Annotated in this window: 9 protein-coding genes; 5 read left to right on the top strand and 4 right to left on the bottom strand. The window is 64.0% G+C overall.

Annotated features, from left to right (window positions below):
* Positions 1–407: 407 nt before the first annotated feature.
* Together rplJ and rplL are read left to right on the top strand one after the other, a co-directional pair.
* On the top strand, positions 408–923 hold the full coding sequence (gene rplJ / locus ACOOE2_RS01375; RefSeq protein ID WP_420381235.1) for a 50S ribosomal protein L10: 516 nt from the start codon (positions 408–410) through the stop codon (positions 921–923).
* A 44-nt stretch (positions 924–967) separates the two neighbouring features.
* Positions 968–1,339, top strand: a complete 372-nt coding sequence (gene rplL, locus ACOOE2_RS01370; RefSeq protein WP_420381234.1) for a 50S ribosomal protein L7/L12 — start codon at positions 968–970, stop codon at positions 1,337–1,339.
* 137 nt (positions 1,340–1,476) lie between these two features.
* On the opposite strand, the gene ACOOE2_RS01365 is transcribed toward rplL, so the two are convergent.
* The 3 genes from ACOOE2_RS01365 to ACOOE2_RS01355 form a co-directional block, all read right to left on the bottom strand.
* Positions 1,477–3,144 carry a tetratricopeptide repeat-containing sulfotransferase family protein gene (locus ACOOE2_RS01365; protein WP_420381233.1) on the bottom strand — a complete coding sequence of 556 codons (1,668 nt, stop codon included), beginning with the start codon at positions 3,142–3,144 and terminating at the stop codon, positions 1,477–1,479.
* A 31-nt stretch (positions 3,145–3,175) separates the two neighbouring features.
* A complete protein-coding gene (locus tag ACOOE2_RS01360; protein WP_420381232.1) occupies positions 3,176–4,369 on the bottom strand; it encodes an MFS transporter in 1,194 nt (397 codons plus the stop codon).
* A 126-nt stretch (positions 4,370–4,495) separates the two neighbouring features.
* Entirely contained in the window at positions 4,496–4,936 is a 441-nt protein-coding gene (locus ACOOE2_RS01355; RefSeq protein WP_420381231.1) for a c-type cytochrome, read from the bottom strand.
* A 79-nt stretch (positions 4,937–5,015) separates the two neighbouring features.
* On the opposite strand from ACOOE2_RS01355, the gene ACOOE2_RS01350 reads away from it, so the two are divergent.
* The 3 genes from ACOOE2_RS01350 (at position 5,016) to groL (ending at position 8,538) form a co-directional block, all read left to right on the top strand.
* Positions 5,016–6,464, top strand: a complete 1,449-nt coding sequence (locus ACOOE2_RS01350) for an MATE family efflux transporter (protein WP_420384539.1) — start codon at positions 5,016–5,018, stop codon at positions 6,462–6,464.
* A gap of 102 nt (positions 6,465–6,566) precedes the next feature.
* Positions 6,567–6,854, top strand: a complete 288-nt coding sequence (groES, locus tag ACOOE2_RS01345) for a co-chaperone GroES (protein WP_420381230.1) — start codon at positions 6,567–6,569, stop codon at positions 6,852–6,854.
* A 40-nt stretch (positions 6,855–6,894) separates the two neighbouring features.
* Entirely contained in the window at positions 6,895–8,538 is a 1,644-nt protein-coding gene (groL, locus tag ACOOE2_RS01340; RefSeq protein WP_420381229.1) for a chaperonin GroEL, read from the top strand.
* Positions 8,539–8,936: 398 nt separating this feature from the next.
* Here groL and ACOOE2_RS01335 read toward each other — a convergent pair whose 3' ends face one another.
* The gene (locus tag ACOOE2_RS01335) at positions 8,937–11,471 is read right to left on the bottom strand and encodes a TonB-dependent receptor (protein ID WP_420381228.1); all 2,535 of its coding nucleotides are present in this window, start codon (positions 11,469–11,471) and stop codon (positions 8,937–8,939) included.
* Position 11,472 lies beyond the last annotated feature (1 nt).

Below are 11,472 nucleotides of genomic sequence, written 5' to 3'. Positions count from 1 at the left end.
AGGCTCGGCGCCAGGCACCGACCTAACCATTTGGGGCCCAGTCTGGATTCCCGCGTCCGCGGGAATGACATTGAGAAGGTTTTCGCTGCCGAGCGATGACGTGTGCGCCTGGCGCGCGCCAAATCCTTGACTCATCCCCCCACCCTGCTATTGGCGCGCTCCTGATCAGGCCTTCGGGTCCGGTCTTCCGTCCAAGACCGCTGGTGCCACTTGTGGCTTAATCATCCAGCATAGGCGGGGAAAAGAGTTTATCCGGCCCTTCGCTCCTGCGTGGTGCCCGCGCCAGTTCATGGCGCATCTCCTTCCCTTCGTCGAAACGGACAGATCCGCGTGCAATCTTGCATGCGGACAACGTAGCCGGCCGCGCGGGCGCTTTGCCCGTTCGGCCACATGTGAAGGAGTAAGGCATGGATCGTTCGCAAAAAGCCGAGTCGGTCGCTTATCTTACCGATCTCTTCAACGAGGCCGGCGCGGTGGTCATCACCCGCAACCTCGGCATGACGGTGGCCCAGACCACCGCCCTGCGCACGAAGATGCGGGAAGCGGGCGCTACCTACAAGGTCGCGAAAAACCGTCTTGCCAAGCTTGCCATCCAGGACACGGACTACGCCGGAATCGGTGAATTTTTCACCGGCCCGACCGCAGTTGCCGCATCCAGCGATCCCGTCGCCGCCGCCAAGGTGATCGTCGAGTTCGCCAAGACCACCGACAAGATTGAAATCCTGGGTGGCGGGATGGGTTCGCATGTTCTCGATGTAAACGGCATCAAGGCACTCGCCACGATGCCGTCGCTCGACGAACTGCGCGCCAAGCTCATCGGCCTCATTCAGGCTCCGGCGACCAAGATCGCCCAGGTTGTCACCGCTCCGGCGGCCAAGCTGGCACGCGTCTTTGCTGCCTATGCCGAAAAAGATGCCGCGTAAGACACGTTCAAACCACATTTATCCAATCTCAGGAGTGATATATCATGGCTGACATCGCAGCTCTCGTCGCAGACCTTTCGAAACTGACCGTCCTTGAAGCCGCTGACCTTGCCAAGGCTCTGGAAGAAGCATGGGGCGTAAGCGCCGCTGCCGCCGTTGCGGTTGCCGCAGCGCCTGCCGAAGCCGCTGCCGCGGTTGAAGAGCAGACCGAATTCGACGTCATCCTGACCGGCGACGGCGGGAAGAAGATCCAGGTCATCAAGGAAGTGCGCGCGATCACGCAGCTCGGCCTGACCGAAGCCAAGTCGCTGGTCGAAGCCGCGCCGAAGGCGATCAAGGAAGGCATTTCCAAGACCGAAGCCGAAGAAATCAAGAAGCGGGTCGAAGAAGCCGGCGGTACGGTTGAAATCAAGTAAGCGATTTTTTTGCTCCGCCCTTCGGGCTGGGCCAGGATTTCAAGGAAGGGCGGCTCCTGCGGGGCCGCCCTTTTTGCGTGCGCCATCTTCTTGTTTCGTCACCCCGGGCTCAGCCGCTTTGCCATTCACACACTTCGTCATTCCCGCGGACGCGGGAATCCAGGTTGGGCGCCAAGGACAAGCCTTGCCACTTGGCGCTCAGTCTGGATTCCCGCGTCCGCGGGAATGACGAAGTGTATGGGGTGTGGCGTGAGCGCGGCGATCAGCGGATCGAGCGCGGGGCCATAGCGGCGCCAGCGAGCGATTGAGCTGGCATAAAGTGGACGGCGCACTTGCGCGACGCTGGCGGTACGGACGGCACGCGCCGAGGCATGGAATGCAAGGCACGCCGGGTCCCATTCCAGCCCCACGAACGCGACCAGGCGGCGCGCTTCGCCCTCCAGATCGCGCACGACGTCTTCGTAATGCACTGTCGTCAGCATTCCGGGCGGCAGAACGCTGTGCCAGTGGTCCATCAGGTCGACATGGCGTTGGTGATACCGCGCCAATTCGCCAAAATCATACGAATGGACCATGTCGCGCGCGAACAGCGTGGTGAATGCCGATACGCAGGTGTCGACCGGATCGCGCACGATCTGAATCACTTTGGCGTTGGGAAACAGCACCGCGATCAGGCCGAGGAAGAAGCAATTCGACAGCAACTTGTCGGTGATCCGCCGCGCCGCGCCTGCCGGTGCGCTGGCCGCCGCAAGCCAGGCGCACGCCATTACATCGACGTGATCCTGACGCAGTACGCCCATCATGCCGGGCCACCCGGGCAGGCCCGAAGCGTCGATCGCCGCGGGCAGATGGCGGGCTTCATCGCCGCCATGCACATCCGGGTGGCACGCCAGGATCTGTTCGACCAGCGTCGAGCCCGATCGCGCCAGGCCAACGATGAACACCGGCGCCGCCGAAGGATTGCCGACCAGGGCGTGGCTGGCCATGAATTCCGGGGTGAATGTTGCCTTGATCGCCTGGCACAAGGCGATCTGCGCGCCTTCGTCATACGCCAGATGCGCGCGCTTCAATGCGGCGCCCGCGATATAGTGCTCGATCGCCACCCTATGCGCGCCCCGGTCATCCAGCGCCTTGCCGGCGGCATAATGGAGCGGGATCAGCGGATCGTTGGGCCCGGTCAGCCGGTGCGGATCTGTGGCAAGCGCCCGGCATTCGGCTACGATCTGCGCAACAAGGTCGGGCTCCTGCGCGAAATCGACCAGATCGGCCAGCGCGGCATACGTGGCATGGGCACGCGGATCGATCTGCACCGCCTGGCGCAATGTGGCGCGCGCATCATCGATCCGGCCCAGCGCCTTTTGCACCACGCCCCATTCATGCAGCGCCTCGGCATTGCGCGGATCGGCGGCGACCAGTTCGGCCAGCACGTCGTGCGCATCCGCCAGTTGGCCAAGCTCGAACAGCACTCTGCCCAACACCAGCCTTATCGGCAGGTGCGAGGGATCGAGCGCCAGCACGCGATCGCACAGGCCTTGCGCTTCGACCAGGCGGCCGCGCCGCTGCTGTACCCGCGCGGCGATCACCAGCGCGCGACAATTGTCCGGATCGCGGGTGAGCGCTGCGCCCAGATCGACCAGCGCGAGGTCATAAGCGCCCTGCAGGAAACGCAGCAGCGCGATGTTGGTATGCGCATCGATCAGCGCGGGGTCATGATCGACGGCATTGTGAAACGCCGCGATTGCATCGTCGAACCGGCGCTGGTTGGTCAGCGCGATGCCCAGGGAAAACCATTCGGTCGGATCCATGCATGCTAATACGGCACGAACCGCGATCGGTTCAGGGCAGCGCCAGTGCAAATACCGCCGCGCCCACCGCGCAGACCAGCCCGGCAAAGGCAAAGGCACCGGTAAAACTGCCCGTGGCATCGACGATCATGCCGGTCACGACCGGGCCGACGATTCCCGACACGCTGCCGATCGCATTCTGCACCCCGATCCACCCGGCGGCATCGCGCGGGCCCGCATGATATTGCCCCAGCGCATAGACCATCGTCGGCAAACACCCCAGGAACACGCCGGTCAGCATGAGCGCGCCCAGCAATTGCGCCGGCCCATGCGCCAGCGCGATCCCTGCGATGCCCGCGATCGAACCCAGTTCCGCGATCACGCACAGCCAGCGCCTCACCGTGCCCGGATTGCCCCCGCGCCGCACCAGCACATCGGACAATTGCCCCCAGCCCAGCGATGCCGCGGCCTGCGTGACATACGTCGCGGTTGCCAGCAGCGTCATTGTCGCAATCGGCAATCCGCGCGATTTGACCAGGTACAGCGGCAACCAGAACGACACGAAGAAGAACCCGTAATTGGCCAGCGCGTGCGCAATGCCCATGATCCACAACGTGCGTCGTTTCAGCAGCGCGCGCACCGGCGACGGCGCCTCGACCGCGATCGTCACGACAGGCAGACGCGCCTGCATCGCCAGCCAAGGCACCACCCACACCAGCGTCACCGCGCCAAACGCTGTAAAAATCATCTGCCAGCCATAGCGCGCCAGGATCACCCCGCCGGCCAGCACGCCGACGGCAGGCCCAAGCGCCAGCCCCACGGCGACCACCGCATTGGCCAGGCCCCGCCGCGCCTGCGGCACATGCGCGGCGATCAGTTTCGAGGTACATGGAAACAGCGCCGCTTCGCCCAGCCCGAGCAGCAGGCGCAATGCAACGAGCATCACCAGGCCGCTGGCCAGGCTGGTCAGCAATGTGGCAGCGGCCCATAACGCGACCGATACCGCAAGCACGCGCCCGGCCGGCCAGCGATCGGCAAGCGCGCCGATGAACGGCTGGGTCAGCCCGTATGTCCAGAAAAATGCCGACACCGCCAGGCCGAACCGCGTTGCCGACAGGCCAAGCTGCTTGCTCATCAGCGGCGCGGCGATGCCGATCGCCCCGCGATCGACGAAATTGAGCATCACCGCGAGCGCCAGCAGCCCGACCAGGGTCGCGCCGAGCCATGGTGCTGTCTTTGCGGTCATCTGCGGCCCCCTGTTGTGGTGCTGCTGTTGCAGGCATCGGCGGATTGGGCAAGCGCGCAGCCACCAGCCCCACAACCTTCGTCATACCGGACCAAGTCCGGTATGACGAAGGTTGTGAAAGTGGGGTCAGTGCAGCGTTTTAAGGTACGCGATGATCAGCTTGCGCTTTGCGGGATCGGGCTGCCCGGCATAGCCCATGCGCGTGTCGGGCACCATCGCGACCGGGCTTGTCAGCCATTTGTCCAGCGTGGCGTCGTTCCACACCAGCCCCGATGCCTTCAGACCCGGGGTAAAGTCATAACCCGGAACATCGCCCGCGCGCGTGCCATAAACGCCGTACAGGCTCGGCCCGACCACGGTCTGTCCCTTTTCGACCGAATGGCACGACCGGCAGATGCCGAAGGCGGGCGGCGCGGCGCCCAGCGCGACGCTGGCGCCGGCGCCGCTCGCCGAATCGCTGGCCGCAGCCGGATCGCCCGCATCGACAGTGACATCGGGCTGCGGTTCACCGCAACTTGCCAATGCGCCCAAGATGACCAGCGCACATACCCAACGCATCGACCGCATGACTTTGTCCCGTAATTCGCCTTCCCTGCGTCCTTCGCCTGTTTCCATGCCCCGACGCAACCCCTATGGCGGCGGCATCATGTTCGAAACCCCGCCCCGCACCGTGTTTGGCGAAGCGCGCGCCACGCTGAGCCTGGCCGTGCCGTTGGTTGCGGCAAACCTGCTGCAGATGGCGGTGTTTGCGCTCGATGTGGTGTTTGTCGCGCGGCTCGGGCCCGGGCCGCTTGCCGCATCCGCGCTGTCGGTATCGGTGTTCGGCTTGTTCATCTGGTCGCTGAACGGGCTGGTGGGCGCGGCATCGCCGCTGATTGCCGCCGAACTGGGGCGGCGCAACCATGCCGTGCGCGAAGTGCGCCGGTCGGTGCGCATGGCCGGTTGGGCCGGATTTGGCGCGAGCGCAGGCGCGATGATCATCTGCAGCATGATCGGCCCGATCCTGCGCCTGGCGGGGCAGGATCCGGTGATCATCGCGCTGGCGGTGCCGTTCATGCATGTGCTGATGTGGGCGGCGATCCCGACCGTCATGGGCGGGCTGTTGCGCGGCACGGTCGCAACGCTGGGCCGTCCGGCGGTCGGCACGATGATCACCGGGCTGGCGGTGGTGTTGAACGGCACGGGCAACTGGCTGCTGGTATTCGGCCATTGGGGTTTCCCTGCGCTGGGACTGAACGGCGCGGCGATCGCCAGCGTCACGACCAGTGTGACGACGATGCTGATCTACTGCGCGGTCATCCGCTTTGACCGGCGGCTGCATCGGTATCGCCTGCTCGGCCGGTGGTGGCGCGCAGATTGGGCGCGGATGCGCGATGTGCTGCATATCGGTCTGCCGATCATGGCGACGATCGTCGCCGAGGCCGGGCTGTTCAACGGCGCAGCGCTGCTGATGGGCCGGCTGGGCGAATTGCCGCTCGCCGCGCATACGCTGGCGCTGCAACTCGCCTCGATCTCGTTTTCGGTGCCGTTTGGTCTGGCCCAGGCCGCGACGATCCGCGTCGGGCGCGCATATGGTGCGCGCGATCCACACGGCGTCATGCTGGCGGGCCGGGTCGCCTTGCTGACCGGAACCGGGTTCATGGCGGTGGCCGCCGCGCTGCTGCTGTTTGCCCCGCGCACGATCATCGCGCTATATGTCGATCCCGCGCTGCCCGCCAACGCGGCGCTGGTCGCGCTTGCCACGCAATACATGGTCGTGGCCGCCGCGTTCCAACTGTTCGACGGCGCGCAGACCGTCTGCGCGGCGCTGTTGCGCGGGCTGCAGGATACGCGCGTGCCCATGGTGATCGCGCTGTTCGGCTTCTGGGTGCCGGGACTTGGCAGTGCGATCTGGCTGGGGCTGTTTACGCCGCTGGCCGGTGTCGGGGTCTGGTCCGGGCTGCTGGTCGGGCTGGTGGTCGTTGCGGCCCTGCTGTTGTGGCGCTGGGTGCGCCGCGATGCGCTGGGTCTGGTGCCGCACCCGGTCGTGGCCGCGGCGGTGCGCCCTGCCCAACCCGTCCCACGCCCGGGCGAAACAGTCCTCGCTCCCTCTTGACGCTGCCCGTGGCGGGCACCATATGCGCATCGCTGGCACTCGGCACGTCCGAGTGCCAGCCCGTGTTTAAACGACTTGTCTGCCACAACGAGGGAGCACCCCATGTCATTCCGTCCGCTGCACGATCGCGTGCTGGTACGCCGCGTCGAAGCCGAGGAAAAAACCGCCGGCGGGATCATCATTCCCGACAGCGCCAAGGAAAAGCCCGCTGAAGGCGAAATCGTCTCGATCGGCACCGGCACCCGTGCCGAAAACGGCACGATCACGCCGCTCGATGTCAAAATCGGCGATCGCGTGCTGTTCGGCAAATGGTCGGGCACCGAAGTCAAGGTTGGCGGCGAAGACCTGCTGATCATGAAGGAATCGGATATCCTCGGCGTAATCGGCTGAGCAATTCGCGCTTCAATCTTCCCAAACAAGGACTACGCACATGGCTTCCAAGGACGTCCGCTTTTCGCGCGATGCGCGCGAACGCATTCTCAAGGGTGTCGACATTCTCGCTGACGCGGTGAAAGTCACACTCGGCCCCAAAGGCCGCAATGTCGTCATCGACAAAAGCTTTGGCGCACCGCGCATCACCAAGGACGGTGTAACGGTCGCCAAGGAAATCGAACTGAAGGACAAGTTCGAAAACCTCGGCGCGCAGATGCTGCGCGAAGTGGCTTCGAAAGCCAACGACAAGGCCGGCGACGGCACCACCACCGCAACCGTCCTTGCCCAGGCCATCGTTCGTGAAGGCCTGCGCTCGGTCGCAGCCGGCATCAACCCGATGGATCTGAAGCGCGGCATCGATCTGGCCGTGATCAAGGTCGTCGAAAACCTCAAGTCGCGCTCGACTCCCGTCAGCGGCAGCGCTGAAATCGGCCAGGTTGGCGTGATTTCGGCAAACGGTGACACCGAAGTTGGCCATAAGATCGCAGAAGCGATGGAAAAGGTCGGCAAGGAAGGCGTAATCACCGTCGAAGAAGCCAAGGGCCTCGAATTCGAGCTCGACGTTGTCGAAGGCATGCAGTTCGATCGCGGCTATCTGTCGCCGTACTTCATCACCAACCCCGACAAGATGACCGTCGAGCTGGAAAACCCCTACATCCTGATCCACGAGAAGAAGCTGTCGAGCCTGCAGGCTCTGCTGCCGATCCTCGAAGCTGTGGTTCAGTCGGGTCGTCCGCTGCTGATCATCGCCGAAGACATCGAAGGCGAAGCGCTGGCTACGCTCGTGGTCAACAAACTGCGCGGCGGCCTGAAAATCGCTGCGGTCAAGGCTCCCGGCTTTGGCGATCGTCGCAAGGCGATCCTGGGCGATATCGCCACGCTGACCGCCGGCGAGCTGATTTCGGAAGACCTCGGCATCAAGCTCGAAACCGTTACGCTGGCCATGCTCGGCCAGGCCAAGAAGGTCACGATCGACAAGGACAACACGACCATTGTCGATGGTTCGGGTGCGGCCGAAGACATCAAGTCGCGCGTCGACCAGATCAAGGCCCAGGTCGAAGTGACCACCAGCGATTACGACCGTGAAAAGCTGCAGGAACGTCTGGCGAAGCTCGCCGGCGGTGTTGCCGTGATCAAGGTCGGCGGCGCATCCGAAGTCGAAGTCAAAGAACGCAAGGATCGCGTCGATGACGCCCTCCACGCAACCCGCGCTGCCGTCGAAGAAGGCATCGTGTCGGGCGGCGGTACGGCGCTGCTGTATGCCACGCGCGCTCTCGAAGGCCTGACCGGGGCCAACGAAGCACAGACCCGCGGCATCGACATCATCCGTCGCGCCATCACCACGCCGCTGAAGCAGATTGCTGAAAACGCAGGCTTCGACGGTGTCGTCGTTGCCGGCAAGCTGCTCGATCAGCCCGATGAAGCGCTTGGCTTCAACGCGTCGACCGATGTCTACGAAAACCTGAAAGCCGCCGGCGTGATCGACCCGACCAAGGTCGTGCGTATCGCCCTGCAGGACGCAGCTTCGGTTGCCGGCCTGCTGATCACCACCGAAGCCGCCATCGTGGAACGCCCGGAAGACAAGCCGGCGCCTGCGATGGGCGGCGGCGGCATGGGCGGCATGGGCGGAATGGACTTCTAAGGAAGCCTGTTTTTCCCAGCCGGATCGGCTGATTCATGAGAGGCCGGGGGGAGCAGTCCTTCCGGCCTTTTTTTTGTTTTTTGAAGGGCCTCCGGCGGGCAAGGGCCATTGCCCTTGCATCCCTTTGTTGCCCCAAACCTAAAGTTCGAAGGACGCGCGCAGCATTTGCGCGTGGCGCTAACAACCTAGCGCGTTGGGCGAACTTTGCGCGTGTCCTTCGACAGGCTCAGGATGAGCGGATGTTGTAGGATTTGCGCCGAATTTAGCGCAATCGCGCGTCACATTGCTGGATACACCAAGCAGGACAGTAACGGGATGCAAGGGCAATGGCCCTTGCCCGCCGGAGGCAAAAAAAAGGCCGGAAGGATTGCTCCCCCCGGCCCTTCAGATCACAAACTTCAGAACCCCGCGCCGAACGTCAGGAACCACTGGCGCGGCGCGATCGGATAGACCGAATAGCTGTTCGTTGCCGAGCCGATCGAGATCGTCGAGGCGCCGGTTTCCTTGGTGATGTTGGTGACGTTCAGGCTGATGTCGGCCTTGGTCAGGTGCACCATTTCGGCGGGCAGATGCACCGCGAGGCGGGCCGAGGCGAGGAAGTACGAGGGCACGCTGGTGTCGTTAACATACGTGGCATAGCGCTTGCCGACATAATCGCCGATGGCCTGGAATTCGACCGGGCCGAAGTTGAGCGAGGCGACGGTCTTGTTCATCCACATCGGCGTGCCGGGGATGACTTTGCCGCAGGTCGGCACGGTACCGGCATTGGGCTGGCCGGCGGCGGGGACCACATAGCCGCCGATGCAGGTGCCGGTGGCGGCGCCGATGCCGCTGGCGGTCGCGGTGTAGTCGCTCTGATAGGTCGAGCGGTTGTACGACACTGCGTTGTACAGCGAGGCGTGCGGGCCGGCGTGGATGGTGAAGCCGGCATCGACGCCGTCGGTGTGGACACTGCCCACGTTGACCAGGATTGCGGTGCCGCCGGTGATGCCGCTGCCGGCGATACCGCCGGGGTTGGTGTTGATCGCCAGCTGACGGTTGCTGAAGTTCACATGGTAATAGTTGACCTGGGCTTCGAGCGCCGAGATCGGGCTGTCGAAGGTGCGTTTTGTGCGCAGGCCCACTTCATAGGTCCAGCTTTCCTCGGGCTTGCCCTGGCTGGCGAAGGTGTTGAATGCGGACTGGCTGCCGGTGAACCACGGCGATAGCGATGCGCCGCCCAGATACGTCATGTACTGGCGCAGGTTCTTCTGGACGTTGACATACAGCTGCTCGTGCGATGTCAGGTCATATTTCGCGCCGAATGCGGGCAGGAACCACTTGGTCGTGTTGATCCGGCCCTGCGGCAGGCCGCCGGCGCCCAGTCCCGACAGCGAACCGAGCTTTGGCTGCACCGGGTAATAGCCATTGGCCCATTGCGCGCTGGTCTTGAACCCGGCCTCGATCGCCAGGCGCTCGGTCGCGCGCCAGTTGTCCTGCAGATGCAGTTGCAGGTCCTGGACGCGGGCTTCACCCTGGTATTGGGTGAACAGCGGGTTCGACGGGCGGATATAGGGGGTAAAACTGCTGGGGTTGGTGGCATCGGCGCCATACCAGCGGCGCCACTGGGTCGCGCTATTGTGTTCGAACCAGCCGCCGAATTCGATCTGGTGCGCGCCGGCATCGAGATGCAGCGCAGAGACCACGCCTTCGCGATCAATGCGGTATTCGGTGGTGCGGATCACCTGGCCCGATCCGCCGGTAGCGGCGACGAGCTGCGCGCCGAGCGCGGGATTGCCGGTGCCGTTGTTGTTGCCGGTGAAATGCGTGTCGGTCTTGTAATTGGGGTCGAGGTAGGCCTGGATCACCGTGATCGACTGGCCCAGCGGCCCGGCCACAACGCCCACGCCATCGTTGTGGTGGAAATAGCCCTGCGTCGACCAGTTCAGCTTGTCGGTCAGATGCGCTTCATATTTCAGGTACCCGAGGTAATCGGTGCGCTGCGCATCGGAATAGTAGTTGTTGTAATTGCTGCCTTGCGCCGCCGGGGTGTTGCCATAAGCGCTCAGGTACGAGGTGTAGCCGGCGTAGTTGGGATAGCCGTAAGGGCGGATATACGGGGTGTAAGCCTGCGCCGCGGTGGTTGCCGGAATGCGGAAGCTGGTCGCATCCTCGTTGGGCTCGGTTTTTTGCGAATAGTCGAAATAGGCGGTCAGTTTGCCCACGCTGTCATCGTGGACGAATTTGCCGTTGACCTGCCAGCCGCCCTGGATGCCGTTGAAATCCCACGCGCGGGCACGCTGGCGCGCCACCGCGACATACGCGGCATTATCTCCGCCCGGGCCGAATGCGCCGCTGTCGATGCGGCCATAGGTGCGCGATGTGCCATAGCTGCCGACGGTTTCGGCAACTTCGAGCCCGAGCGATTTCTTGGGATCGGCGGTGAATGAATCGATCGCGCCGCCCAGGTTGCTGGTCGAGGCGGTGCCCAGGTCCCCGGCGCCGGTTGAGACGACGACACGGCTGACGACTTCGGAAATGACCGCGCGCTGCGGCGACAGGCCGTTGTAGTTGCCATAGTTCTGGTCACCCAGCGGCAGGCCGTCGAGCGTATAGCCGAGCTGCTGATAATTGAAGCCGTGAATGAAGATCTGGGCGTTCTGTTCGTTGTTGCCCCACGGATCGGACGAAATGTACAGCACGCCGGGCAGCGTCTCGATCGCTTTCAGCGGCGAGATACCCGGCAGGATCTTCTGGATTTCGAGCCCGGTCACGGCAGTGGCAGAACGGGTCTGCTTGGCGGTTACGATGATCGCTTCACCAGCGTCGGCCACCGGCGCGGCATCGGCGACAGCGGCCGGCGCGGGGTCTGCGGCATGGGCCAGGCCGCCGTGCAAACCCGCGATCAGTGCGATCGATGACAGAGACGCGCGAAGCGCTGGCGAAATGGTCATG

This window comes from Novosphingobium sp. (assembly GCF_965214355.1).
Classification (GTDB): Bacteria; Pseudomonadota; Alphaproteobacteria; order Sphingomonadales; family Sphingomonadaceae; genus Novosphingobium.
This window is presented reverse-complemented; position numbering and strand designations above follow the sequence as displayed.